General features: G+C 60.4%; 21 protein-coding genes. 5 read left to right on the forward strand and 16 right to left on the reverse strand.

Annotated features, from left to right (window positions below; genetic code table 11):
* Window positions 1-159: 159 nt before the first annotated feature.
* The 9 genes from HMPREF2879_RS01580 to HMPREF2879_RS09400 all read right to left on the reverse strand — a co-directional run bounded on the left by HMPREF2879_RS01580 (window position 160) and on the right by HMPREF2879_RS09400 (window position 11375).
* Window positions 160-1506: a glycosyl hydrolase family 28-related protein gene (locus HMPREF2879_RS01580; protein WP_049352715.1), complete on the reverse strand. Its 1347-nt coding sequence runs from the start codon at window positions 1504-1506 to the stop codon at window positions 160-162.
* A 589-nt stretch (window positions 1507-2095) separates the two neighbouring features.
* Window positions 2096-3094 (reverse strand): bile acid:sodium symporter family protein, encoded by a 999-nt coding sequence (locus HMPREF2879_RS01585; protein ID WP_371325814.1) that lies wholly within the window; start codon window positions 3092-3094, stop codon window positions 2096-2098.
* 227 nt (window positions 3095-3321) lie between these two features.
* Window positions 3322-4965 carry a M48 family metallopeptidase gene (locus HMPREF2879_RS01590; RefSeq protein WP_070634662.1) on the reverse strand — a complete coding sequence of 548 codons (1644 nt, stop codon included), beginning with the start codon at window positions 4963-4965 and terminating at the stop codon, window positions 3322-3324.
* A 305-nt stretch (window positions 4966-5270) separates the two neighbouring features.
* A complete protein-coding gene (locus tag HMPREF2879_RS01595; RefSeq protein WP_070634663.1) occupies window positions 5271-6407 on the reverse strand; it encodes an acetate/propionate family kinase in 1137 nt (378 codons plus the stop codon).
* Window positions 6408-6680: 273 nt separating this feature from the next.
* Window positions 6681-9533, reverse strand: coding sequence for a hypothetical protein (locus HMPREF2879_RS01600; RefSeq protein WP_246822885.1), 2853 nt, complete (start codon window positions 9531-9533; stop codon window positions 6681-6683).
* Between the two features lie 74 nt (window positions 9534-9607).
* A complete protein-coding gene (locus HMPREF2879_RS09590; RefSeq protein WP_082245193.1) occupies window positions 9608-10048 on the reverse strand; it encodes a tetratricopeptide repeat protein in 441 nt (146 codons plus the stop codon).
* 155 nt (window positions 10049-10203) lie between these two features.
* Complete coding sequence (locus HMPREF2879_RS01610) at window positions 10204-10839, reverse strand: Fic/DOC family protein (protein WP_049326770.1); 636 nt, start codon at window positions 10837-10839, stop codon at window positions 10204-10206.
* A 3-nt stretch (window positions 10840-10842) separates the two neighbouring features.
* Window positions 10843-11109 (reverse strand): antitoxin VbhA family protein, encoded by a 267-nt coding sequence (locus tag HMPREF2879_RS01615; RefSeq protein WP_070634665.1) that lies wholly within the window; start codon window positions 11107-11109, stop codon window positions 10843-10845.
* Between the two features lie 98 nt (window positions 11110-11207).
* Window positions 11208-11375, reverse strand: coding sequence for a hypothetical protein (locus tag HMPREF2879_RS09400; protein ID WP_168165094.1), 168 nt, complete (start codon window positions 11373-11375; stop codon window positions 11208-11210).
* Between the two features lie 676 nt (window positions 11376-12051).
* On the opposite strand from HMPREF2879_RS09400, the gene HMPREF2879_RS01620 reads away from it, so the two are divergent.
* Both HMPREF2879_RS01620 and HMPREF2879_RS01625 read left to right on the forward strand, forming a co-directional pair.
* Window positions 12052-12729, forward strand: coding sequence for a DUF8175 domain-containg protein (locus HMPREF2879_RS01620; RefSeq protein ID WP_005504289.1), 678 nt, complete (start codon window positions 12052-12054; stop codon window positions 12727-12729).
* A gap of 65 nt (window positions 12730-12794) precedes the next feature.
* Window positions 12795-13679, forward strand: coding sequence for a hypothetical protein (locus HMPREF2879_RS01625; RefSeq protein ID WP_141753017.1), 885 nt, complete (start codon window positions 12795-12797; stop codon window positions 13677-13679).
* Between the two features lie 78 nt (window positions 13680-13757).
* Here HMPREF2879_RS01625 and HMPREF2879_RS01630 read toward each other — a convergent pair whose 3' ends face one another.
* Together HMPREF2879_RS01630 and HMPREF2879_RS01635 are read right to left on the reverse strand one after the other, a co-directional pair.
* Window positions 13758-15038 (reverse strand): Fic family protein, encoded by a 1281-nt coding sequence (locus tag HMPREF2879_RS01630; RefSeq protein WP_070634667.1) that lies wholly within the window; start codon window positions 15036-15038, stop codon window positions 13758-13760.
* 189 nt (window positions 15039-15227) lie between these two features.
* Complete coding sequence (locus HMPREF2879_RS01635) at window positions 15228-15977, reverse strand: carbonic anhydrase (RefSeq protein ID WP_070634668.1); 750 nt, start codon at window positions 15975-15977, stop codon at window positions 15228-15230.
* 435 nt (window positions 15978-16412) lie between these two features.
* On the opposite strand from HMPREF2879_RS01635, the gene HMPREF2879_RS01640 reads away from it, so the two are divergent.
* Window positions 16413-17099, forward strand: a complete 687-nt coding sequence (locus HMPREF2879_RS01640) for a DUF8175 domain-containg protein (protein ID WP_070634669.1) — start codon at window positions 16413-16415, stop codon at window positions 17097-17099.
* 88 nt (window positions 17100-17187) lie between these two features.
* Here HMPREF2879_RS01640 and HMPREF2879_RS01645 read toward each other — a convergent pair whose 3' ends face one another.
* From HMPREF2879_RS01645 to HMPREF2879_RS01660, 4 genes are all read right to left on the reverse strand, one after another.
* A complete protein-coding gene (locus tag HMPREF2879_RS01645; protein WP_070634670.1) occupies window positions 17188-18276 on the reverse strand; it encodes a diacylglycerol/lipid kinase family protein in 1089 nt (362 codons plus the stop codon).
* A gap of 248 nt (window positions 18277-18524) precedes the next feature.
* Window positions 18525-19832 carry a serine--tRNA ligase gene (gene serS, locus HMPREF2879_RS01650; RefSeq protein ID WP_070634671.1) on the reverse strand — a complete coding sequence of 436 codons (1308 nt, stop codon included), beginning with the start codon at window positions 19830-19832 and terminating at the stop codon, window positions 18525-18527.
* Window positions 19833-19957: 125 nt separating this feature from the next.
* Window positions 19958-20905: a prephenate dehydratase gene (pheA, locus tag HMPREF2879_RS01655; protein ID WP_070634672.1), complete on the reverse strand. Its 948-nt coding sequence runs from the start codon at window positions 20903-20905 to the stop codon at window positions 19958-19960.
* 191 nt (window positions 20906-21096) lie between these two features.
* Window positions 21097-21993, reverse strand: a complete 897-nt coding sequence (locus HMPREF2879_RS01660; protein WP_070634673.1) for a spermidine synthase — start codon at window positions 21991-21993, stop codon at window positions 21097-21099.
* A gap of 92 nt (window positions 21994-22085) precedes the next feature.
* Here HMPREF2879_RS01660 and HMPREF2879_RS01665 point away from each other — a divergent pair, with 92 nt between their 5' ends.
* Window positions 22086-22709 (forward strand): GNAT family N-acetyltransferase, encoded by a 624-nt coding sequence (locus tag HMPREF2879_RS01665; RefSeq protein WP_070634674.1) that lies wholly within the window; start codon window positions 22086-22088, stop codon window positions 22707-22709.
* Between the two features lie 194 nt (window positions 22710-22903).
* Window positions 22904-24994 carry a phosphate acetyltransferase gene (gene pta, locus HMPREF2879_RS01670; RefSeq protein ID WP_070593238.1) on the forward strand — a complete coding sequence of 697 codons (2091 nt, stop codon included), beginning with the start codon at window positions 22904-22906 and terminating at the stop codon, window positions 24992-24994.
* 146 nt (window positions 24995-25140) lie between these two features.
* Here pta and HMPREF2879_RS01675 read toward each other — a convergent pair whose 3' ends face one another.
* Entirely contained in the window at window positions 25141-25578 is a 438-nt protein-coding gene (locus HMPREF2879_RS01675; RefSeq protein ID WP_049353188.1) for a hypothetical protein, read from the reverse strand.
* Between the last annotated feature and the right edge of the window lie 198 nt (window positions 25579-25776).

The raw sequence follows: 25776 nt of genomic DNA on the forward strand, positions 1-25776 counted from the left end.
CCTCTGCCGCCTCACGCGGCTCTCGCCAGCGCCCTCTGCCGCCGCATCGTGCGGGGCATTAAACGCCGAGGGGCGGGGATTACTCCCCGCCCCTCAGGCGTATGCGTTTTAAGATTTTGTAATCACGAGCCTCAGCCCGCGTAGCTCAACCCGCGAGGGTTAGCCCATGAACACGCCGTTGCCGCGCTTCTCCAGCTGCTTCGGCGCGAAAGTCGCGTGGCGAATATGATCCACCTCGATGAGCACGTTATCGCCCATAGCACCGGTCACGTGAACACGGCGGCCAATCATGTTGTTCTCACCAATACGGTCATCCTTCGCGGACGCAGTCGTAATGTGCATATCGCGAATGTTGTTCTCAATGTAGAAGCCGTACAGGGAAGCCTTCGCCCAGCTGTAAGGGTTGTGCGAGCGAGGAGCCACGAAGCGGCTACCGCGTGCGTTACGGCCAATGTACCAGTTCGCTGCCTCGTCGCCTCGAGCAGCGCCGGTAACAGCATCCTGGAAGCTGGAGGACTCGCCCAGGCAGCCAATGAACTGGTTGTTGCCCCACTCCACGAGCCAGCCGTGACCGGCGTTCTCCTGGGCGGTGCAGCCAATGAACATGTTGCGGGTGCCCTGAATGAACCAGCCTGCACCCACGTGGCGGGTCTTCACTTCGTACAGGGCGTTCTTACCCTGGTTACGCTTGTTGAACCAGCTGGTGGACGCCTCGAACTTGGACTGAGAAGTGTAAATCTCGATGCCCGCGTAGGTGCCGAAGCTCATGTTTGCGTCAGAAACGTCAATCATGGAGAACTTGTTATCTGCCGCACCGGGGGTGTCACCCTCACGGGGGCGCAGCGGGTGGCCGACGGGCTTACCGACCAGCAGGCCCTGACGCAGGGTCTGACGGATGCGCAGCTTGTCAATCTTCATGCCCTGGTCGTCCAGGCCCAGGATCGCAACGCCAATGGCGGTGTCCCAGATTTCGATGTTGGACAGGGTGGGCACTGCGTCCGGCTCACCGGGGTTAGCGTCCGCAATGCGGGTGTGGAAGATGACGCCTGCAACGTTGTCGACGGGCTGGGTGTGCTTCTCCAGGAAAATCTGGTTGCTCTTGGAGTCCAGCGGCAGGTTGTACTTGTTGGTGCGGATGAACAGGTCACGCACGCCCATACGCATGGGCTTGTTCTGGTTGGTGCCACCGCTCATGGGGGTGGTGTAGCTACCGGTGTGGAAAACGCCGGTGCATTCGTAGCTACCGTTCTTGGTGGAGGGAATACCCTTGTCGGTGAAAGCGACGATTCGGGTTGCCTGACCGTGGCCGAAGATCTCGACGCGGTGCTTCATTTCGATGAAGGGGTAGGAGACGCGGTACATGCCGCCGGGAATCTCCACAGAGCCGCCGCCCTGCGCAGCAACATCATCGATAGCCTTCTGGATAGCACTAGTGGAGTCTCGTACGCCGGTGGGGTCAGCGTTGTACTTGGAATCGCATACGTTCACGCTCATGATGGTAGCCATGGAGTGTCCTCTTTCTTGGCGGATACAGACAGCGATTAGCGCATAGATAGAATCTAAGCGCGTCATTAAGCTGAGTGTATCCAGTTGTGTTTGAGTGAATAAATGGTTTTGAGCTTCCTTCCGGTTGAGGGAGTGAGTCTCTTCCGGTGTGGGATGCGGGCGGGGAGTGAATCCGCTGCATCAATGCTCGTGGGCGGTGTGAGGGAGTGAATCTCAACCATTCCCATGTGAGTCATAAATTCTTGCATACAGGATGCAAATCTGTCTAACCCATCGACAAAATATTCTAGGGCAAAATTGGGGCTTTTTCGCCGCTCAACACCCGATAGTGTTGATTGTCTCGCCGGTCACTTTGATGCAATAGAGTGCACATAACCCACAGAAAACCAACTGACCAGTACAAATACCATATTTTGCACACAAATGCACTAGTCAGAGAGTTTTTCGATGAATGCGCGCTATATCACTTCATAGACAGGTCATCCAGTCCCAAAGAACCCATTAAAACCCCTCATCAGAGGCTTATCTCACAGGCTCAGAGGCCCCCAATAGCACCCGCCGAGCACCCCGGCAGATAGGGTTCAAGCCCCTACTGAACTTCCTTCGCGGAGGCGGCACCCACCACATCCAAGCGCGCATAGCGGCCCGCAAGCCAGGTACAAATCATCAACTGAACCTGATGGAAAATCATGATTGGCAGCATCATCAGACCCAGCGAGCCCGCACCAAAAATAATGATTGCCATCGGCAGGCCAGCCGCCAGCGACTTCTTCGAACCGCAGAACTGAATCGTAATGCGGTCGGCACGGTTGAACCCCAGGCGCTTAGCCAGCTGGTCGGTCAGCCACAGCATGAACACCACAATAATCGCCATGAGCACAACCAGCAGCACAATCTGCCACCACGCCACGCGCGTCCACACACCCTGCACCACCGAGGCAGAGAACGCCGAATACACAATCATCATGACCGAGAACTTATCCAACCACTTGGTGGTCGGCTTCTTGGCGAACTCCCCCACCCAGCGGCGCGTCAGCTGACCGAGCACAAACGGCAGGAACAGCTGAATGGCAATGTCCAGGAAGACCGTTCCGGAGAACTCAATATGGCCCGTGTTCATCAGCATCATGGCGAGCAGCGGGGTCGCCACCACACCCACAATCGAAGAGAGCGAGGCGCTCACAATCGCCGCCGCCACGTTACCGCCGGCAATCGAGGTGAACGCAATCGACGCCTGCACGGTCGAGGGCACAAAGGTCAAGAACAGAATGCCCATGTACAACCCATCACCGAGCACAAGACGTAGCGGTGAAAGCGCCAAACCGACCAGGGGGAACAGCACGAACGTGCAGCTCAGAATCATCAGGTGCAGACGCCAGTGGGTCAGGCCGCGAATAGCCTCCGCGGTGGAGAGGCGAGCGCCGTACAGGTAGAACAGCAGGGCGACCGCGAACTTCGTTCCGGTGCTGAACCATTCGGCGAAGTCGCCGCGCGCCGGCACAATAATTGCGAGGATGACCGCGCTAATGAGCATGGTCAGCAGCGGGTCGAGTTTGATGGAGCGAAGTGATGAAAGCATGCTGTCCATTCTAGACCTGCGCCTATGTGAAGGTGCCGGGGTGCCGGGTACATCTCAGCTACAGGGCGGGGCGGAGGTGAAGGTTACGGGCGGCTGTAGCAACCTACTGCGAGCCTGTGAGGAGGCGGTTAACAACCGAACCCACCGGAGCGCCTAGGCACCCCGACGGGTTCGTGAAGGTTATTGAGCTGTGCGGCCCAGATGAGGCGCTTAGAGAGCGCCCGGGCGGCTACTAGCTACTTCTTATCGCCGTCGAAGCCATAACCGTACGAGCCACCCTCAGAGGAGCCGCTACCGTACTGGCCGTAACCGTACTGCTCAGGAGCAGACTGGCCATTAGAAGACTGTCCGTTAGGCTGACCATTAGAGGACTGCTCAGGGGCGGGCTGGCCTGCACCGTTCTGGGCCGCACCATTCTGACCTGCGGCAGGCTGACCGAAGCCGGGCTGCTGACCGTAGGCAGGCTGATTAGGTGCGGGCTGACCCGGTGCGGGCATCTGCGGGCCACCGGGAGCACCCGGTGCCGGCACGCCACCGGCGGCAGCGTACGCATCCCAACGCTGACCGTGGAAGGCACGAGCCTGCTCGGTGAGCCAGCCAGCAAACAGCGTAGAGTTCGCATCAAACTCGGGGGCGTTCTCGGGCTTGGAGTACACGTCCACGGTTTCCAGGGTGTGGTCAGCCCAGGTGTCCTGGTGCTCACGCATGAACTCGGTGGACTGAATCGGGTCAGGCCACATGTGCACCGGCTCCGCCGCCGGAATCAGGACAGGAACGCGCGGTGCGGCGTCCTTGACCGGGTTCTCAGTCGGGCGCCAGAACAGGCGGCCGGGCTGGGTGCGGTCACGCAGCGCATGCGCACGCCAGGTGAGGATGGGGTGGCTTGCCAGGAGGTTCACGTACCAGACGGCAAGGCCGCGGTCGGTGACGGCACGGTCGGCAAGCTCATCGAAGTTGACCTGCTTGTTCAGGTACTTACCTGCCGCAAGCACCTTGACAGCACCCTCAGCACCCTCGGGGCAGAAGCGGTAGCCGAAGTTGTCGGCGGTGTACTCCTGCGAGCGGGACAGCGCACTCGACAGCACCGGAATCTGGTTGAACAGCGTGGTGAAAATCAGACGGAAATAACCGACGTGACCTGCGGCGATGTGGCCCACCTCGTGGCCAATGATGAAGCGCAGCGCCTGCGGGTCACGGGACTTACCGCCGATCTCGAACAGGTCAGAGTACAGGCAGATGTAGCGGCGGAAGCCGTGACCTGCCGCGAAAGCGTTCATCACGCCGTTACCGAGGATGACGTACGCATCCGGCACGCGGCGCAGGCCTGCCGCCTCAGCTGCTTCGGCGAGCATCTGGTACGCCTCAGGGAACTGGGTCGGGGTGATGCGCACACCGCGAACACGCTGCTGCGCGTAGTAGATTGCACGAACAATGAAGATGGCAATCGGGCCCAGGATGAGCAGACCAACCGTCTGGAAAATCAGGTCTTCCAGGCTTGCGGAGGTGCTACCGGAAGGTACTCGAACCGAGCCTTCACCGGTTGAGCTGAAGACGTAACGCATCATCGAGCTAAACAGGTCAGCCAGCGCCATGAACAGCACAATGTAGCCGACCGCGGTGACCGCGTAGGCGGCGACCAGCCACGGAATTTCGGAGGGGTGACGCAGCGCGTGCAGCACCTTCGGCGGCAGCATCGACTGGTAGGCGAAGAGCTTCGGCTGGGGCAGGGGACTGACCGGCTTCTGGCGCTCGTCTTCGGGGAGCCAGCCGGCGGAGAGGTCCTGCGGGAGGGGCTCACCGGGGGCGTGGAATGCCTGCTGGCCGGGCTGGGCGTTGAACTGCCCGCCGGGCTGCTGGTGGTTTTCAGGGGGTTGAGTCATGTCTCGTCCGCTTCGTATCGAGTGTTATCTGATTCCACTCTATCGTTTTTGGGCACTTACTAGTGAATGTGAATGCGCTTTTTCTCATAGAATGCCCATTCGCGACGCTACAGCACGCCCCAGCACCGGAATACACAGTATCGGAATACACAGCGCCGGGGCGCACAGTGCAGAGACTCCGGGACACACAGTGCAGGGGGCGCACCGCCTTGCGGGCATAAGAAATCCGCCGCAGCACCCATATGACGGGACGCTACGGCGGATTACTTTACGCTGAGCCGCCTACACGGCGGGGTGCGTGGGGCTTAGAGGCTCTTGACGAGTTCCTCGGTAGCCTCAGCGATAGCCTTCTCCTCGTTGGTGGGGATGACCAGCACCTTGATAGCGGAATCCTCGGTGGAAATCACGCGCGGCTCGGGGGAACGCTTAGCGTTCTCTTCCTCGTTGTACTTGATGCCGAGAGCGCCGAGGCGGTCCAGGACCAGCTTGCGGAAGTCGCCGGAGTTCTCACCGATACCTGCGGTGAAGATCAGTGCCTGCGCGCCGCCAACAACCAGGTTGTAGCCGCCAATGTACTTCATCAGGCGGTAGGAGGTCATGTCCAGTGCGAGCTGTGCACGCTCGTCGCCGGACTGTGCAGCCTCAACGACCTTACGCATGTCGTTGGAGCCAGCCAGTGCGAGCAGACCGGACTCCTTGTTCAGGATGGTGTCCAGGCGTTCACCGTCGATGCCTTCACGGGACAGGATGGTGGTCAGTGCCGAGGGGTCGATATCGCCGGAGCGGGTACCCATGATCAGGCCAGCCAGCGGGGTGTAGCCCATGGAGGTGTCGACGGACTTGCCGCCCTTCACAGCGGTCACGGACGCGCCGTTACCGAGGTGAGCAACGATGCCGTTGAACTCGTCGCGTGCAATGCCGAGCATGTCAGCTGCAACGTGGGAGACGTACTCGTGGCTGGTGCCGTGGAAGCCGTAGCGGCGGATGCTGTACTTGTCAGCCAGGTCGTAGGGGATTGCGTAGCGCCATGCTTCTTCGGGCATGGTGGAGTGGAACGCGGTGTCGAAGATTGCAACCTGCGGCAGGGAGGGCCACTTGTGCATTGCTGCGCGCATGCCCTGAGCGTGTGCGGGGTTGTGCAGCGGTGCCAGCGGGGAGAGGTCGTCGATCTGCTGGACAACTTCCTCGGTGAGCAGGGCGGGGTGGGTGAACTTCTCTGCACCCTGCACCACGCGGTGGCCGACTGCCTGCAGCTCACGACCGTGCAGGACGGGCTCGAGCTTCTCGGACATGATGTCGAATGCGACCTCGTGGTTGGGCACGTCGGTGCCGATGTTTTCGACGAGGCCGGAGGTCAGCATCTGCTCTGCCTCGGGCAGGGAGGTGTCACGCACCTGGTACTTCAGGGAGGAAGAACCGGCGTTCACAACGAGAATAAGCATGAAAGTATCTTCTTTCGTAGTTTTCTTTTCTGCTCCATTCTCGCACTTTTCGAGCCTGCGTGCGAGACGGCCCCGACCGCGTTTTTAACGGGGGTTTTTGTCGCGGGCAGTATCGGGGCATTATCGGGGGCAGGAGGGGCGGGTGTGCACAGTGTGGCGCCGTACTCGTTCAGAACTGCCACCGACGAATCGGTCCAGGCTATAGGTTTGGCCCTATAGATTCGCGTTTCGTCCTCGATAGTTCTTGGAGAAAAACGTAGTACTTGGGTCAGCTCACGCATCTAAATTCACCACTTCTTTGAAACGATCAAGGTTAGAGCGCGAGTGAAGGACAATCACAACCTGCTTGTCACTGCCCTCGATAGCGCACGCCATCGATTCGAGCTCAGCGCGCTCCTCTGACGGAGTGAGACTCTTCAAGGTCTCATCAAGCAACACAAGCCGGGCAGCGCCGTCACGTAACACGGAACGCGCAAGCATGAGCCCGCTCGAATTCGATGCTTCAGATGCGAACGGATCGATATCTGGTACGATTACCACTTCGCCTTGGGGATACCGGCGGTATAGAGCATCAAGCATGACGGACTTCCCCGCGCCAGTTGGTCCAATCAAGGCAACCATAGAACACCCAGAGTCAAGAACGCTCTCAAGCAGAGCCAGGTCAGCAGACCGCACGGGCGGATAAGAACGGTCGGCCCGGTACTCTTCAAGCATCCGAACACGCTCCGCAGTCAAGCTGACTACACCAACCTGTTGCAGCGTCTCCACCGTAGATTGGATGCCAGATGACAGAGTTACTGCAAAATATATTACGACCGCGGGAGCAACCACTGAGTTCGATCCTTCGACCATCAGTGCCAATACCGCTGCAGAAACATTCAGTGACAACACAAGCGACTGAATCAGTCCCGTACGCAGTGCGTAGGCGTTCGCCAACTGAATCGAGCTGCTGACGTATGCAGCCTCCGAATGAGCGTAGGCTTCTTCTCCAGCCCGACGCAGCCCTGCACTGACGGGCACAGCGTGTAAGCCAGCCTGGGCACCAACCACCCCGATGAAGTCACCTCGGCGATTGGCAGCCGTCGTCGAGGCAGGGAGAATCCACTTTGAACCCTGACGCATAGCAAGCATCGCTAGGGGTGCTACCGCCAACACAACGATTATGAACAGCGGGGCGCCAGCCACTGCGCCTCCGATGAGCATAAAGGTCTGTAGAATGACCATAAATACCGAACCCAGGGCGCTAGGCACCGACATCTGAAGGTCGGAGAAGTCTTCACCCATCCGCCCCATGACCGCACCGCTTGTTCTAGGACTAGCGAATCGATCGAGCCTCCGTATAATCCGGTCGTGCAAATCGCTCAGCCTAGCGATGGGAGCCCAGTAGAGCGGGCCAAAGAACATGACGGACCCAACAATTGCTGCCAGTGCGCAAGCAGCTGACACTCCAGCAACCTGAGCAGACAGCCCATCACTGTGAGCAATCGTCAATGCAAAAGCAACTTCGGATCCGCTCAAGAGTAGGGCGCCACACGTAATCCACACCAAATGCGGTCCAAACAACAACAGGGCCGATCGTCGGAATGTGGCACGCTTCGGCTCAGGGTCAGGAAGGTCCTGTCCCTCGCTCACATCCGTCGAACCAGCATCTGCCTCCTTAGCTGCCCCGGGGCTATGAGCCTGCAACTCAAGAGGGTCTACCCTCGCATCATTGCCGGAGGTGAAGGCACTCGGTACGTACTCCTCCGAGCTTGCCAGAAGTGTGCACGTTGGCACGCACTCTAAGATCCTCTCGGCAACCACTTCTCGTGTTACAGGATCAAGCGCTGCGAACGTATCGTCCAAAATTAGCCAGTCCGGTTTGTCTGCCAAAACGATAGCGACAGCAGCACGGTGTCTCTCTCCTGACGACAAGGTTGTTGCGTCTTGCCAGAACCGCCCGATCACATCCTCAGTGAGCCCCATACCTAAAGCGAGGCTAGTGAACCGGGATACCTGATGTGGCGAAGCAGAAGCTCGCCACGCTGACAACACCGAATGGGACACTTCCGGGTTGCGTGGTACGAAAGCAGAATCGGGGGTGGTCACGGATGTGCGCAATGCTTCAGCGCGCTCAGACGTAGATGCAAGCACCTCTCTAGAATTTGAAGGCTGCCCCACCAAGTCCTGCTGTTTAACCGTGCAATTTGGAGACGACTCGAGCTTGTCGAGCTCACGCATCATTGGCACAGCGAGCCGAATAACCCGATAGTTTACGATGTTGTTCTGCACCGCTGCGTACAGGTAGCGGGCTGCCAAAATAATTCCAATACCAAAATGAGCGGATGGCCAGAGCCACGCGCCGAGAACCGCAACCACAGCGAGCACCGCAGTTAGTGCTCCCCGTTCAAGGAATCCATTCAGGACCTGCAACGGGACCCGTCTGCGCAGAAGCTGCTCTTCGGTGTTTCGGATGCTAGCGACCTTGTCCAGGGCGGTACCCCAGCTGGGGATGCTTCGCCCTCGAGGCAACGCGTTTGCTACACGCTGGATCCACTGCCTACGCTCTCCCTCTAGAGCGACGTACTGTTCCCATAGTCGGCCCACCAAGTTGATGAGACGGACGCTGACGAATACCAATCCAGTGATGAGCAACGTAGCGATGGCGCCGCTTGCACCATATAGCGCGAGCGAAGCCGCGAGAAAGGCAATAATCTGAACGGTTGAAACGGCGAAATCAACAACGAAGGCAAACTGGCTGATCTGTCCTGGGTATGTGAGAACATGCCCGTGAGCTTCCGGCGGATGGGATGACCTACTAAAGATGTCCCGGAAACGGCGGTATGTGAGCTGTCGAACCGCGATCGTGAGAATAAGCTCTTGGCGTTCCTTCACCCAGTACCCTAGGCTTTCAGCCAGGAAAGCGAAGATGAGTAACCAAATAGCACTGCCTGGGGTCCTCTCACCTGACGTTACCTGGCCGATACCTGCCGTAATCATCAGAGCCCCTGCAACATTCAGTAGGCCAGCGGTGAAGACGGTGAAACTCGTGCTCGTTGGCGCGAATACCAAAGCAAGCCAGCGGATCCGTCTCGGCAGGTTCCGCGCTATCCTTTGATAGCGTACATACAAGTGCTCGATGGGCATGTCTCTCAGATGCAGGCTAGGAGCGCTCTGTGCTTCGCCCCGTCGCTTGTGATTAATCACCATTACATTTCCAGTCATTCGGTATTCGAGTTCAGGTGTACGGCCTCGTTAATAAGTTCGTCGTTCGGAAAACGGGCTTGGAGGTCGTTGAGAGCTACCTGGACATCTATGCTCGGTTCGAGCTCAACCGTGCGTCCTGCCTCTACCGCTGCTTCCTCAAAACGGCCCATATCGCTCAAGAACGACGCGAAATCCTGGTGGTATTCGGCGAACTCTGGGTCCATCGCGATGGCCTCTCTGAACAGTCGCTCCGCCTCTTGAAGATCCCCCATTGACTTCACAACTCGAGCCAAATTCGATGTAAGCACTGTGTGATGCAGTCTATAATGAACAGCCAACGTCGGCTGAGATGCTGCCTTCTCGGGCATGCACCGAAATTGGGTACGGGACAAATATACAATAATGTGACCAAAATCCAACATATAAGCGTGTCTGTCGGGCTCATCCCCGCGCATACGGGGAACGCGGGGAGGCTCAGATTAGGCGGCTTGATGGAATGGGCTCACCCCCGCGCATACAGGGAAAACCCACCGCCTTACCAATAAGGTGGCGGACATCCGCGCTTTAATGCCCTCATCGGGCATCTGCCCGAGGTGTATTAGTGGCCTGACTACGCGTCACACGGCACAGTAATGATGCCGAACAGCTGATGCAGCTCCTCCGGATGCACCTCAAAATACCCGCGATCCGGGCCGCTAAACATCGAACTCTGGTTCCAGCCGCGGCGGCCAGCACGCGCATAATCAAACCGGAAATTACTACGCGCCGCCACATGATCCATAAAAATGCGGGTCGCGCGGCCGTTCCCCTCGCGGAAAGGGTGCGCCTGGTTCAGGTGCGCAAAAATCGCGGCGGCAACCTCCACAAACTCCTGATGGTTCAGGCTCGCCCAGTCAGTCGCGCGGCTAGTGGCGAAAACGTAGTCGAGGTACCGGTCAATACTCAAGGGCCCGCGCTGAACGCTCGCGAAAGCACTCACACCCTTGGACATGTCCACGGTGCGGTACTCCCCCGCCCAGTCGTACACGTCCTGGAAGAGATAGCGGTGAATGGCCTTGAGGTGCTCGGCGTCGAAGGTGCGGGCGATAAGCTCGGGGTTCTTGGTGAGCTCGTAGCCTCGTCGGGTGATGATACGGTGCTCGTAGAGCGAAAGTGCCGCGGGGTCCTTGATACCCGGCTTGTTCCGCATGACGTGCTGGTAGGGTTCGGGGTAGAAGTACGCCACCCAGTTCTGCTGATGATTCACGGTTTATTCGCCCTCCTCTGCGTGCTGGTCCACGTTTTGGCTTGTCAGCACCTGGTAAGCGAGCGCCTTCGCTAGTGCCTGCCAGTCGTATTCTTCCGCGGTGATTCGCCCGAGCTCGTAGTCGATGAGTAGCGTGACGTCTTCGCGGGTGGGGTTGTCGCCCTCAAGCCAGGATGAGGCGAGGGGCTGCATGATGTTGCGGCGCTGCTCTTCGGTGAGCGGCTCGAATAGTTCGGGGTAGCGCAGGTGCAGGTCAAAACGATCTGACACTGTATGTTCTCCTCGCAGGTGGGGTTGGTGATTGTCTGTCAGCAGGAGCCGCCCACTACCCCGTGGGCGGGATCCCTCTACGTTTTTCTTGTGGGATTTTAGACGCGGCGGTTACGCTTTCGGGCGCGGTGCGCCGCCGTTTCAATTCCGAAAGCCAGGATGAAGACCGCGCAAATCGGCAGGCACGCGGCAGGGGCAAGGGGTGAGCACACTACGACAACGGCAAAGATACCAAGATACCAGGCGTTACTCTTCAGGTAGGTCACGACTACTACTTACGTCTAGGATTGAAGGTACCCCGCTTTCAAGATACTAGGGTTATTGTGAAGGCGGGGTGTTTCAGCGACATCCATGTGCCGAAGCCCCCTCCCAAGCGTTGCGAGGCACCTCGTATATTCCAGCCTAACCCAGGTGCCGAAAACAGGCACTGCCCGCGGTCATTCTGGGGAGGGCACCGCCAAAATGACCGTATGCGGTGGCGGCGGGTTTGCGTGATGAGTTCGTGGAGGCGCGTTTTGAGGGTCAGGACACCGGCAGGAGTGCACGCCTTGCCGAGGTGCTGGCGACTGCAAAGATAGATTCCACGACTCTGCCAGCTATGCGCGAGATGCGTTCCCGATTAAGGAACCGCCAGCGGGTCTCTTCGACATGCTGAATTAACCAGCAGAAAGGCGCGCCCCACGGGGTGCGCCTTTTCTTGTCTCGCGCTCTCTTCATGAGAGAATGACCGTCCGCTCAGCGCCCTGACGGTAGGCATGCTAGGGTATCTTTTGACGCTCATATGAGAGCACCCAGTAGCCGGTGATTCCGCTTCCTAAGGCGGCACCTCACATGGGGATGCTCTACTGTCTCCACTCACTCTCAACCAGTAAACACCGCCCCCAGCGCCGAGGGGCTGGCTCAGTCTATAACCCACCGCCGGGAAGATACGATTGGAGACTCGTGAAAACATATAACACCGCATCAGGTCCAGCCATTCCCCGCGCGCTCATCGGGTTCTTCTACATCATTGGCCTGCTACTCCTCGGGCTCACCCTCCTGTGGGTGCCGCGAGGAGGCGCCTCCCCCAACGAAACCCTAGAAGCTAAACCCGGCGTCGTGATTGAGCCCGGCACGTGCGGTGCTGGAGCATCCGCAGACAAGACCGTCCTGAAAACCGCCCCGAAAGACACCCAGTGGGTGACCACCGAGTCGGGGTGGACCGGACCCGTCTCGCAGACCGCCGGCCCCGTTGTAGAGTCCCCTATTCGCAGCTGTTTTGAGCACTCTGCGCAGGGTGCCCTGTACGCAGCCGCGTGGGCGGTCATCCATGTTAATGACAGCCCGGAGGCGTACATGCCGACCGTCATCGGACCCGGCGCTGAGCAAATCACCAAGGAACGTCTGCAGGACACGAAGACCCGCACCGTGGTTCGTATCATGGGGTATCGCTACATGTCGTACACCCCGGAACGCGCAGTCATCCGCATTCTCTTTCAGACCCCGTCAGGTACCTACCGTTACTTTGAGACGACCCTGGAATGGCACAACGGCGACTGGGCTCTGTGGGTTCCCGCCGAGCAGCCGCAGGTGACTGACGAATATGACAAGGGCAAGTACGTCACCTGGAAAGCCGCCTAGTCAGAGCTGAAACCGCCGCACCGGCTGAATAAAACACCGATTCACACTACGAAAAGGGCACACCAATGTCGCAGACCCCCATGTCGTCCAGTAGTCCCACCCCCATCCCGGCACCATCCACTCATTCCCCGATTCCGCAGGAGCAGATGCATCAGCGTCAGGACCTGCTGGAACACCTCCGCCAGGTCAAGCAGCTGGTGGATCGCGCAGCACCCTGGGCGGCTTCTTTGAAGAGCGCCCAGGAGTCGTACGTTACCGCTGTGCCTAACCCGCCTCGCATCAAAATCACTAAGCTCTTTGTAGCTTTCGTGAAGGTCCTCGCCTGGACGTACCTTATTAGTGCCCTCATCATGATGGTGACGTACCTGCGGTATCTTGTCGCTAACCCGCAGATTCACTCCAGCGACATTCCGTGGCACACCATCCACGTCCCGGCGTTGGTTTCTGCCGCTGCTATCGCGGTTGCCTGGTGGCTGTGGAAGTACTTCGGCATCTACCCGCTGGCAATGATGAGTGTGGAGCGAGAGAACCTGAAACGCCAGGCACACAACGAATCTGTGTGGCGCGAGTATGAGGACCCGGCACGTGCGGAACTATCGAAGGTACATAAGGAGTACATGGAGCGTTTCTCCCACTGGTACCCGGAAGACTACCTGTACCCGTACGCCTCGGACAGCCTGTACAAGTACGTGCGGCAGGGTCGGTCCTTCACCCTGCAGGATGCGCTGAACCTGTTCGAGAAGGAGAAGCACGAGCTGTGGGTTCGCCTCAGCATGGAGCAGCAGGCTGAGGAGCAGCGAATCCATAACGCTATTGTGGAGGACCTGATGAATCAGCAGCTGTATGAACAGCGCAAGGCGAACGTTCTGCTTACCGGCATTCTGGCAGCGACTACAGCTACCGCGGTGGCTGCCTCGACTCCTCGTTATCACTATCACTACCACTACTAGGAGTTACGGGAAACAACAGTTTTTAGGGGAGGGGACGCACTCCGGTGCGTCCCCTCCCCTGTTTCTTATGCTCGTGGGCTATTCTTCGTCATCATCAACGGCGGGCAAGTCTAGCAGGGCGGTTCCCGCCTCGGTGAGGGACCAGCGCATCGTGCGGCCAGCCTTCACACCCTCAACAAGCCCAAGCCCCTGCAGCAGTTTGAGTCTATCGCGCAGAGTCGGCGCCGTAACACCCAACACCTCCTGTAGCTCGCTTGAGGTGGGGGCGACTGGCGCACGGAAAATCTGCACCTGCCCCAGCAGGTACAGCAGCCGCAGAACATCATCAAGCTTCTTCGAAGTCAGCCCGGGGGTGCCACCCGTCCAGGTGCGGCTGCCCTCCAGCTCAGCGATACGCCTGCCCAGGGCACGCCACGCACGGTCGCGTGACTCCAGTTCGTCTACCAGGTGCTCCTGAGCCTGCTCGATCAGCCCCAGAAAAACATGCAGAAAACCGGTCACCTCACCGTAGTTGAGGGGTTCTTCCGCCGCGCTAAACGCCTTGTAGTAGCGGCTCTTCTGAATGTTGAGCGTGCTCGGCAGGGTGAGGGTCGTCAGCCGGGTGAGCGTCTGCCCCAGGTAGGCTACCAGCAGGTACCTGCCCAGGCGGCCGTTGCCGTCGTAGAAAGGGTGCGTGTACTCCACCATGAAATGCGTGGCGATTGCGGAGAATAGCGCCGGCACGTTCGGGTTGAGGGCGTGGTTGAGTGCAACCTGCACGTTGGCGATGATGGTTGCTTCGCTGTCGGGGGCGCGGTGATTTTCGCGTGTGTTGTCGTGAATAACCACGGGTTTGGTGCGGAATAGAGCCCCGTCTGGGCGGTCTTCTTCCGCGAGGTGCCCTCCGAGTAGCGTGTCGTAGAGGCTGCGCACCTGCTCAACTGTGGAGGGTGGGCGGCCTGCCCCCAGGTCCTTGAGGAGGTTCACGAATTCGACGGCGCGCTTGGCGCGGGGGTCCTCGCTGTCGCCGGAGGTGAGTGCCTCAGAGATGAGCTGGCGTGTGGTGTGCACGCCCTCGATGCGGTCGGACGCCACGATACTGCGTACTGCCAGGTCGAGTAGGTAGCTTTGCATAGCGATGCTGGGCAGTTGGGAGCTCAGCTGTTCGATGTGCCGTTCACGGCGCATGATGCGTTCAAAGGCTGCGAGCGCAGTGCGGTCTGCCAGGTAGAACAGGGGGTGCTCCCCTACCGTGAATTCGTTGAGGAGGTAGGTGGAGTGGCCGTTGCGGCGTGCCTGCAGTTCGGTTTGTGCGGCGGCTTTGCCGCGTTCGTGGAAGATGCTTTTGAGGGTGCGGTACCTTGTGCCGGTGGTGTTCACGTGTACCCTCCTTGATGGTGTAAAAAATCGCGGTTTTTTTCATTATCCTCCTGATTTTCAGGAAATAGTGAAAAAATCCGCGATTTCTTTCATAATCCAGGTCACAAATAGGTAGTTAGGGTGCCGGATGGGCTCCCCCGATTTAGACCCCTGCAGGGGCGCATCCTAGTGGGAAGCCGCACCCACCGCTTATTTGTTCTGTTCCTTCATTCGTTCCTTCACAAAGCTGTTGAAGCCCTGCGGCTCAAGGATATGAGACGCCTTCCACTTGTCGGGCCGCTCCGCGGTACGGTGCAACCGCACATAGTAGGCGGGGCTGATACTTCCTTCGACCTTCACACAAACCGTGAGCCAGTAGGGGTTGTCGCCACCAGGAACCTTCAGGGTCGGGTCATCAACCAGTTCAGCATTGGTGACGGTTCCCTTGAAAATATCAATACGAGAGTTAGGTCCATACTGGTTTTGCAGTTTGGGATCAATCATGGGGTAAAGCTCTTCTGACCATTCCTTGTACGGCTTGCCGCTGGTGTAGGCGGTGACAATTGCTTTCGCGGTTTCAAGCGCGCGACCACGGTCTTCGTCAGTGATGCTATTGAGGGTAGGAACGCTGGAGGGCTGCTGGGGTCCACCACCGGTTCCCGCCAGGGGTGAAGGGTCAAGGCTCACGGTCGGGGTCGGGGTCGCTGCCGCAGTGGTGGATGCCGCGGTGGTGCTTTCCGTCGCGCTCGGGGAGGCGGTCACCTCGGTGACGGTGGGGGTGCGGCCTGCGGTGGTGGTTGCGGGTGCAGGAGTAGTAGAGCTGGGGGTGGGGGTGCTGGTGGCGGTAGAGGTTCCGCTGGTGATGAGGGTTCCGCCCGGTGCGGAGCTATCGGTGCTAGCAGAGCAGCCGGTAGCGAGCAGTGCGAGGGCAGCGGCGGTTGCGGTGATTTTGCGGGTCATGGAGAGGGGCTTTCTCTGATGAACGGTATCTATGTATCGGTGTGATGCGTCTAGGCGGGGCATATGCTGGGCTGTGTAGCGTTGCGACCGCCTGCGGTTGGTGTCTGCGTCGGGCGTTGACGCATAGTGGGTGCACGGTTAGGTACCGGATTAGCGGTATGAATTCGGTTCTTTTTCGTGCAGTCCAGCTCATATCATGGTAGCTCAGGGCGAGCGCCTGCAGGATATCTGTAGGCATGATAGGGTATCTTTTGACACCGATAAATATGTGCCGCCGTGTTTTTGCGTCTTGCAGTCCTCGATGTTGTGTTCTGGCTCAGATGCTTTTCCTGCGGTACCGCATAGTTTCTCATCACTCATTCAATCTCTGCCCTCCTGCTGGGGGTGGGTTTGTCGCGCCCCGAATTGTGGGGTCTACGTATTTTGGAGATTGTTATGGAGAACAAGGGCGGAGTAACTATCCCCCGCTGGGCTTTCGGACTGGCAGCAGCTGTCGTCGCCCTCCTCGTTGTACTGGTCATCGTGCTGATTCCGCGCGGCGGCGATAATTCCAACACCTCCGCTTCGGGCGGCTCGAACGGTGCGGCTCAGTCGAAGGCCACCTCAACGGTAGCGGCAGGCACCTGCGGTGCTGGCGCCTCAGACGACCAGGCGGTACTGGATACCGCCCCCAAGGACACCACGTGGGTAACCACCGATGAGGGTTGGATTGGCCCTGTCTCGAAGACTGCCGGCCCCATGGCAAACTCCCCGATTCGCAACTGCTTTGAACATTCAGCTGAGGGTGCGCTCTACGCTGCTATGTGGGCAACCATCGAGATTAACGAGGCACCAGAAGCCTATATGCCGACTGTCGTTGGTCCGGGTGCTGAAAAAATTCGTGAGGACCGACTGAAAGATACTAAAACCCGCACTGTAGTGCGTATTGCTGGCTACCGCTATATCTCCTACACCCCGGAGCGCGCGACTGTGCGTCTGCTCTTCCAGATTCCCTCAGGCGCATACCGTAGTTGGGATGCAGTCATGGAGTGGCACGACGGTGACTGGCACTACTGGGCTCCCACGACTATTCCTGGAATTAGCAACGTTGACCCCGACGAGTTCATTACCTGGGAAGCCTAAAAACTAAAAACCGGCACAACCGATAAAAACGCGGTGGGGCACGACCTTTCATCAGGTCGTGCCCCACCGCGTTTATACGTTTAGCCCGCTAAAGCACCTCGGGGTGGACCGCCACCTCCACGGCGGCAGGCAGCACACGTGCGCTAATGCGGTACGCCGACGGTGCCGGGTCGCCATCCACCTCAACCGGCTGCGCACCATCCGGGAACTCCAACACCACCTCAGACCCCACCAGGTGGCGAATCACCGGTAGCTCAATGCGCGGCGAACCCAGAATCGTGCGGCGCGTAACCTTCGCCATCAGCAGGCCCCACTCCACCAGGTCACGCGGGGACGCCACAATCACCTCAAGCTTGCCGTCGTGCACATCCGTCATATCCGCCAGGCGAATACCGCCCTGCAAGCGGCCACAATTCGCAATCAGCACCGAACGCATGGGCAGGATGCGGGGCTCCCCACCGTCCACGCTGATGCGCACCGGATGCGACCTGCCCAGCATATGCTTCATGCCGGACTGCACATACGCCACCCAGCCGAACTTCGCCTTAATCTCCTCGTTCGTGTCGTTCATGACGAGCGCGTCGAAGCCGGCACCACTCATCACAAAGAACGTGTGTTCGGTTTCTTCGCCGGTGGTGCCCGTAGTCGTCATCTCAATCGCGTCAACGTCCTGACCCGCGCCGTTGAGCGCAATATTCACGCACGCCGCCACGTCACTCACCGGGATGTACAGGTTGCGCGCCAGCAGGTTGCCGGTGCCCATCGGCAGAATACCCAGGCGCGGCTTGGGCCCCTCGTGATGCGCCAGCGCCGCCGCCACGGCACGCACCGTGCCGTCACCACCTGCGGCAATCAGCAGGTCAACGCCCTCGGCAATCAGCTCGCGGGCGGCCTCTGAGCCGGGCTCGTCCACGCGGGTGGTGCGCACCAGCGCCTTCGGGTGGCCGTTCGCCGCGAGGATACGTTCCAGAATCTCAATAGCCACCGCAACGCCGGGCTTGCTCGGGTTGTACACCACGCCCACGCGACGACTGGGGCCGGTAGGCAGGGTCGGCAGAACGCCGAAGGGCGCACCCAGTTCGATAGCGCGTCGGCGCGCCTTCTTGCGGGCACCAGTGGCGGAGGCGGTCAGCGCCGCCGCCGCAGAAACACCAAGGAGTTTACGGTAAAGAGGCATAGTTCTTAGACTACCTGCCCACGCAAAAACCCGCCCACCGTTTACGCGGTGAGCGGGTTTTTCAGCTGGTTGTGAGATTACTCAGCAGCGACTGCCGGGATAACCTCGGCGCCACCCATATACGGGCGAAGAGCCTCAGGAATCACAACAGAACCATCAGCCTGCTGGTGGGACGGAGGTGGGGGATTCCGAGCGCGCGAGGCACCAAATCCCCCGCCGGAGTGGAGACTCACTCCAGCAGGCATCCCTTATTCAGCGATAGCCGGGATGACCTCAGCGCCGCCCATGTAGGGGCGAAGAGCCTCAGGAATACGTACAGAGCCGTCAGCCTGCTGGTGAGTCTCCAGGATGGCAACCACCCAGCGAGTCGTCGCCAGGGTGCCGTTCAGGGTCGCTACGGAGCGGGTGCGGCCCTTACGCACGTTGCCTGCCTCATCCACGGTATCCGGGGTGCGCTCGCGGATGTTCAGACGGCGCGCCTGGTAGGTGGTGCAGTTCGAGGTGGAGGTCAGCTCGCGGTAGGTGCCCTGGGTGGGGACCCACGCCTCGCAGTCGAACTTGCGGGCTGCGGAGGTGCCCAGGTCGCCTGCGGCGGTGTCAATCACGCGGTATGCGAGGCCGCAGCGCTGCAGCATTTCCTCTTCGAGGGACAGCAGCTTCTCGTGCATCTCTTCTGCCTGCTCGACGGGGCAGTAGACGAACATTTCAGCCTTGTTGAACTGGTGCACGCGAATGATGCCGCGGGTGTCCTTACCTGCGGAGCCTGCCTCACGGCGGTAGCAGGAGGACCAGCCCAGGTACTTCTTCGCGCCCTTCTCGAAGTCAAGAATTTCGTCGGTGTGGTAGCCGGCGAGCGCCACCTCGGAGGTGCCGACCAGGTACAGGTCGTCGCGTTCGAGGCGGTAGATTTCGTCGTCGTGCTTGACGTTGAAGCCGGTGCCGTTCATGATTTCGGGGCGTACCAGGGTGGGGGTGGTCATCATGGTGAAGCCGTGCTCGGTTGCGAGGTCGAGCGCCATCCACATGAGTGCCTGTTCGAGGCGTGCTACCTGGCCCTTGAGGAAGTAGAAGCGTGCGCCGGAGACCTTTGCGCCGCGTGCCATGTCGATGCCGTCGACGAGTTCGCCGATTTCGAGGTGGTCGCGCGGTTCGAAGCCTTCGATGGTGAAGTCGCGGGGGGTGCCGACTTCCTTGACGACTACGTAGTCGTCTTCGCCGCCGACGGGTACGCCGTCGATGATGAGGTTTTCGATGCTGCTGATCAGTTCCTCGTATTCGGCGGTTTTCGCTTCGGAGGCTGCCTTTGCTTCGTTGACGCGGGCTGCCAGTTCCTTCGCCTGTGCGACGAGGGCGGGCTTTTCTTCCTTGGGTGCCTTTGCGACGGTCTTGCCGAAGGCGTTCTGTTCGGCGCGCAGGGTCTCGTATTCGCCGATGAGTGCGCGGCGTGCGGTGTCGGCTTCGAGGATGCGGTCGACGTGGGTTTCGTCCTTGCCGCGTGCTCGCTGGGAGGCGCGGAAGACGTCGGGGTTTTCGCGGAGGAGGTTAATATCAATCACTGTTTTATCCTACCTAATCTTGCGGTGGGTTGTGGGCGGGGTTTGCGCGGGTGGGGCGCGGGTAGGTGCGGGGGTGTCTAGCGGCGGCCGGCTTGGTGCCGCCGGTGGTGTTGTAAGTGGTGCTGCTAGTGGCGCTGCAGCTGTGCGGGGCGGCCGTTCGGGAAGAGCGACTCGACCCATTCGTGTGCGGCGTCGAAGGAGCCGTCGGAGTGGATGCTGTCGACTTCGGTGTTTTCGTGGTCGGCGCGCGGGTAGGAGCCGAGGAATTTCAGCGTCGGGGAGACGCGGTGCAGGCCGCGCAGGGCGTCGCGCATGCGTGCCTCGTAGATGTGGCCGTCGGCGTCGATGCTGAACGAGTAGGAGCCCATGCCTTCGCCGGTGGGGCGCGATTCGATGCGGGAGAGGTTCACGCCGCGCACGGAGAACTGTTCGAGCAGTTCGAGCAGGGCGCCGGCGCGGTTGGTGGGCAGCGGCACGGTCAGGGTGGTCTTATCGGAGCCGGTCGGTTCGGGGATGTCGGCGGTGCGGGAGAGCAACACGAAGCGGGTTACGGCGTTCTTGTTGTCGCCGATGTTGTCCTGCAACACGTGCAGTTCCGGGTGGTAGTTCAGCAGCGCCGGGGAGCAGATTGCCGCATCGTAGGTGCAGCCCTCTTCGAGCAGGCCGACAGCCGCCGCGGCGGTGGAGGAGCCGGGCAGGTAGGCGGCGGTGGGCACATTCTCCTGCGCCCAGCCGCGCACCTGCGCCCAGGCGTGCGAGTGGGTGGAGATGGTCTTAACGTCTTCGATGCTGATGGGCTTTGCAGCGACCAGCACGAAGCGGATCGGTACGAGCACCTCGCGGATGATGCGTACACCCTCGCTGGCTGCGATAGCGTCCAGGGTGGCGCTCACGCCGCCCTCCACGGAGTTTTCGATGGGCACCATGGCGGCGTCCGCCTCGCCCGCGTTCAGGCGTGCGAGCGCGTCGGGCACGCTGGTGGCGGGGATCCGTTCGGCGTCGGATGCGCCGGGGACGCTCAGCAGGGCGGATTCGGTGAAGGTGCCGGAGGGGCCAAGGTAGGTGTATCGCATGCCACTATAGTAGCGTCTGCTGTGGAGGGGGCACCGAATTTGGCGATAGGTTAGTGACTTTGGCGGTAGTTAAAAGCCCCCACCAAAGTCACTAACCTATCACCGAAAAACCTAAGCCATGGCCGAAAGACCTAAGCCATGACCAGAAAACTTAAGGCCGCCACCGAAAACCCAGGCAACAGCTGAAACCGTTACCTCACGAACTGGCGTACACGCGCGGTGTCCCAGTACTGGGCGGGCACGCCTCCACCCATGAGCTCACGGGCGATAGCGGCAGCCTGCACGGAACCAGCCTCCGGCAGGGGCGCGTGCGAACCGGCAATAATGACGTTGCCACGGCGGCGGCCATTCAACATTGCCGAATCCGCCACAATGCACACGTACTCAAACACCTCAAGCAGGGCGGATGCCTCCGCGCGGGCACCGGTCAGCGCCGGCCCGTCACCGCAGTTCAGGATGTACAGGCCACCGGGTGCCAGCGACTCGGCGACGGTGCGGGTGAACTCGACGGTGGTGAGCGCCTCGGGGGTGGTGTCCCCGGCGAATACGTCACGAATCAGCACGTCGCGGGATGCGGGCGCGAAGGTCGCGGTGACGGCACCCGCCTCACCCACACGAATCTTCACGCGCGGCGCCTTGGGGATATCGAACCAGGCGCGCACATACTCGGCGAGCTTGGCATCCAGCTCAACAACCGTGTTGCGGCTGGTCGGGTACAGGTCAGCGAAATAGCGCGCCATCGAGCACGCGCCGCCGCCCAGGTGGGTGATGCGCAGCTTCGCAGCGTCCAGGTGCTCCTCCACGTGCGAGGAGACGACCGCGGCAATCCAGCGCATGTACTCAAAATCCAGCTGGCGGGGCTCACCCACAATCACGTGGGAAGACTGCACACCATTAATGAGTAGCAGCCAGCCGTCGGCATGGTAGCCGTCAGGGACCAGCTCCGCCTCACCCGTAGAAATCGGGTACACGCCAGCGGCGGCACCCTGCACGGGGGTGTTCTCGGTATCGTCGATGCGGTTCTTCTGCTGCTTCTGGGCTTTCTGCGCCTTTTGGGACTTCTTGGGTGCCCTGCTCTTTTTCGCCATACCCACTAGCCTAACCGACAGCCCGCACGCCCCTAGCGTACGCACCCGCGGGAGCCCGCCTCCACAGGGGCTGGCTGAGTAGACTAGAACCCATGGGATTTGTATGTCAGGGCCGCTACGCGCTCGCACCGATTGAACCGACCGACGCCGAAAAATACGTCAACCTGCAGCTGGACTGCATGGAGCAAACCTACGACCCAATCTACTTCGACGCGCTCGGAGAAAGCTTCACCGCCCGCCACCGCGCCGAACGCAACGAATACCTCGAAGACTTCCACCGCCACCTCTCCTCCCCCACCGTGCGCGGCTTCTTCGCCTATGAGGTGCCCGGCTGGACCCCCGACGGCGGGCTCTCCTGCTCCATCGGCGCACGCATCGACTGGGATAAGCCCGTCGGCCTGGCGCTCTCCCTGTGTGAGCCCTCCTCCTGGGAACTCGAACGTACCGACAACCTCCCCGAACTGCCCGCAGGCACCCGTAAACTCGTGCACCTGTACACCCTCAACCACACGCACGGCACCGGGCTCGGACAGGCACTCTACGAATCCGTCATCTACCCGGACGAAAACTCCTACCTATGGGTCATGGCAGAAAACGAACGAGCGCTCTCCTTCTACGAGCGGCTCGGCTACCGCAACGAAGGCGTGTACTTCCAAGCACGCGGCTCCTGGGCGCCCGGCCACAGCGTCCGATACACGCGCATCCTCAACCCCTAAACGGCACACCACAACAGGGAAACAGCCCACCCACATGACGCAGCGCACCGCACCCCCTGTTAGGCACCGCCCCCCACAACGCCTTAAGATAGAAGATGACATATAAGCTCGACGCACCCGCGCACAGGAGCACATACACCCCTGCGCAACCGCGGGACCCAGCGCCGAACATCGCATAGAAGGACAGTAAAACAATGACCACCGGTCTTTACCTCTCCGCTATGTCCCAGAACTCGGGCAAGTCCCTCGTAGCCCTGGGTCTAGCAGACTCCCTCATCAAGCGCGCAGACCGCGTCGGCTTCTTCCGCCCCGTATTCGACGGCGCAACCATCTCCGACGACCCCATGGCACGCCTCATCCGTGAACACTTCGGCCTGACCGAAGAGCAGGTCGGCGGCGCAGTCTCCATGACCGACGCACTCGCACTCATCGCAGAAGGCGACACCGAAGAAATCTCCGCACGCGCAGTCTCCGCCTACGAAAAGGTCGCAGCAAACAGCGACGTCGTAATCGTCGACGGCGTCTACCTGCCCGCCAACGCGCTCTCAGTCGAATTCGACCTGAACGTCCAGATTGCACGTGACCTTGGCCTGCCCGTCGTCGCAATCGTCGGCGCACAGGAAGAAACCGTCGAAGAAGCAGTCACCGCAGTCGACGTGGCACGCACCGAACTGCTCGCCTCCAAGGTAGACCTGCTCGCAATCATCGTCGGCCGTGCAGAACCCGAACTGCGCGACGAAATCGAAAAGTCCGTCAAGCGCGGCGACGCAAACCTGCCCGTCTACGTACTGCCCGAAATCCCCGAACTGAACGCACCCACCGTCGGTGAAGTTGCCGAAGCCCTCAAGCTCGACACCGAAGGCATCAAGGCAGAAGACCTCAGCCGCGACATCCACGGCATCAAGGTCGCAGCAATGAACGTCTCCAACTTCCTCAACCAGTTCGTCGACGGCGACTTCGTCATCGTCCCCGGCGACCGTGCAGACATCGTCGCAGCAACCCTCGCATCCGCACTGGCACCGACCTTCCCCGCACCCTCCGGCGTGCTGCTCACCGGCGGCCTGGACGCGCTGCCCGGCAAGAACACCGCAGTCGGCTCCCTCATCGACAACGCGCCGTTCCCCGTGCTGTCCACCACCAAGGACACCTTCAAGTCTGCACGCGCAGTCTCCCGCGTCCGCGGCACCCTCGAAAGCGGCCACCAGCGCAAGCTCGCAGCGGCAATGGGCGGCTGGGACGAGCACGTCAACAAGGACGAACTGCTGGCACGCCTCGAAATTGAGCGCCCCGCATCCATGACCCCGCTGCGCTTCCTGCACAACCTCATCGAGACCGCACGCGCAAACCGCCGCTCCGTGGTCCTGCCCGAGGGTTACGACGTGCGTATCCTGCGTGCATCCGAAATCATTGCACGCCGCGACTTCTGCGACCTGATCCTGCTCGGCAACCCCGCCAAGATCGCAGAGATCTGCCGGGCCGAAGGTATCGAACTGCCCAGCACCATTCGTATCATCGACATCGAAAACAACGAGTACACCGAGGACTTCGCAGCAACCTACGCTGAGCTGCGTGCACACAAGGGCGTCACCATTGAGGCTGCTCGCGAGCGCATGACCGACCCCTCGTACTTCGGCACCATGCTCGTCTACAAGGGCATCGCCGACGGCATGGTTTCCGGTGCAGTGAACACCACCGCGAACACCATCCGCCCCTCGCTCGAGTTCATCAAGACCCGCCCCGGCACCAAGATCGTCTCCTCCGTCTTCCTGATGCTGATGGAAGACCGCGTTCTGGTCTACGGCGACTGCGCAGTGAACCCGAACCCCAACGCAGAGCAGCTCGCCGACATTGCGAAGGCATCCGCAGAGACTGCACGCCAGTTCGGCGTCACCCCCAAGGTTGCTATGCTGTCCTACTCGACCGGCACCTCCGGCGCCGGTGCGGACGTGGACGTTGTGCGTGAGGCAACCGAGCTCGTGCGCGCATCGAACCCCGACTTCGCGGTCGAGGGCCCGATTCAGTACGACGCTGCATCGAACATGTCCATTGCGTCGACCAAGCTGCCCGGCAGCGAGGTCGCCGGTCAGGCTACCGTGTTCGTCTTCCCCGACCTGAACACCGGTAACAACACCTACAAGGCTGTTCAGCAGTCTTCGGGTGCTGCCGCTGTGGGCCCGGTTCTGCAGGGTCTGCGTAAGCCCGTGAACGACCTGTCCCGCGGTACCACCGTTGAGGACATCATCAACACCGTTGCGATCACCGCAATTCAGGCACAGAGCCTGTAAGGTGCACGCGGCGCTGTAGCGTGAAGGCTGCGGCGTTCCGTTGATATAGAAATCTCCCGCACTGGGGGGCATGCCGTGAAGGTGTGCTCTACCCGGTGCGGGAGATTTTTTGTAATTACAGGGTTTCTTGTAGTGCCATTCCCCGGTTAGTCCTTGCGGGTGCGGCGGAGGCGCACATAGTTAATCACGCCAAGACCAGCCATGCCCACGGCGGTCAGAACCGGGCCGAGGGCGGGCGGGAAGAGCCAGGTGAGCCCCGCCTCCACGGTGTAAGAGATGAGGCGGTAGGCAAGGTAGGTGCACACCGCCACGAAGAGGGCGTAGGCGACGATGATGCCGACCGGGCGGGGCTCGTAGCCTTCTCGCCGGGCACGGAGGGCGGCACCCAGCGCGTTACCCAGGTACAGGGCGAGAGCGCCGACGACGACCGCGACGGTGAGGGCACCGTCGAGGAGCGTGCGTGGGGTCAGCGGTGCGGTGCCTGCCTCAGCGAAGAGATTGAGGATGCGCACCGCGGCGTAGGCGTAGCAGAAGATGACTGCCGCGCGGATGGTGAGGGGTAGGTTAGTCCAGAAGGTTTTCATGCGGCCCCTTTCGAGGTGGAGGGCGGGCTTCTGTCTGGGTGTTACCCCAAGGATACCTAAGAACGCCGGCCTGTGATGCGAATCAATAGCGTTTGGGCTGGTGTGTTCTGCGTGCGGGGCGCTGTTTTTATTGCACCGAGAAGCCACATGTGTTTCGAAAAGCAACGTTTTTGGTGGCTTCTCGAAACACATGTGGCT

This window comes from Rothia sp. HMSC069C04, from assembly GCF_001812895.1.
Taxonomy (GTDB): domain Bacteria; phylum Actinomycetota; class Actinomycetes; order Actinomycetales; family Micrococcaceae; genus Rothia.

Coding starts and splice junctions, on each gene's coding strand:
- HMPREF2879_RS01580 (WP_049352715.1), bottom strand. CDS start 1,506: ATGGCTACCATCATGAGCGTGAACGTATGCGATTCCAAGTACAACGCT.
- HMPREF2879_RS01585 (WP_371325814.1), bottom strand. CDS start 3,094: ATGGACAGCATGCTTTCATCACTTCGCTCCATCAAACTCGACCCGCTG.
- HMPREF2879_RS01590 (WP_070634662.1), bottom strand. CDS start 4,965: ATGACTCAACCCCCTGAAAACCACCAGCAGCCCGGCGGGCAGTTCAAC.
- HMPREF2879_RS01595 (WP_070634663.1), bottom strand. CDS start 6,407: ATGCTTATTCTCGTTGTGAACGCCGGTTCTTCCTCCCTGAAGTACCAG.
- HMPREF2879_RS01600 (WP_246822885.1), bottom strand. CDS start 9,533: ATGCCCATCGAGCACTTGTATGTACGCTATCAAAGGATAGCGCGGAAC.
- HMPREF2879_RS09590 (WP_082245193.1), bottom strand. CDS start 10,048: ATGCGCGGGGATGAGCCCGACAGACACGCTTATATGTTGGATTTTGGT.
- HMPREF2879_RS01625 (WP_141753017.1), top strand. CDS start 12,795: ATGTCGCAGACCCCCATGTCGTCCAGTAGTCCCACCCCCATCCCGGCA.
- HMPREF2879_RS01635 (WP_070634668.1), bottom strand. CDS start 15,977: ATGACCCGCAAAATCACCGCAACCGCCGCTGCCCTCGCACTGCTCGCT.
- HMPREF2879_RS01640 (WP_070634669.1), top strand. CDS start 16,413: ATGGAGAACAAGGGCGGAGTAACTATCCCCCGCTGGGCTTTCGGACTG.
- HMPREF2879_RS01645 (WP_070634670.1), bottom strand. CDS start 18,276: ATGCCTCTTTACCGTAAACTCCTTGGTGTTTCTGCGGCGGCGGCGCTG.
- pheA (WP_070634672.1), bottom strand. CDS start 20,905: ATGCGATACACCTACCTTGGCCCCTCCGGCACCTTCACCGAATCCGCC.
- HMPREF2879_RS01660 (WP_070634673.1), bottom strand. CDS start 21,993: ATGGCGAAAAAGAGCAGGGCACCCAAGAAGTCCCAAAAGGCGCAGAAA.
- HMPREF2879_RS01665 (WP_070634674.1), top strand. CDS start 22,086: ATGGGATTTGTATGTCAGGGCCGCTACGCGCTCGCACCGATTGAACCG.
- pta (WP_070593238.1), top strand. CDS start 22,904: ATGACCACCGGTCTTTACCTCTCCGCTATGTCCCAGAACTCGGGCAAG.
- HMPREF2879_RS01675 (WP_049353188.1), bottom strand. CDS start 25,578: ATGAAAACCTTCTGGACTAACCTACCCCTCACCATCCGCGCGGCAGTC.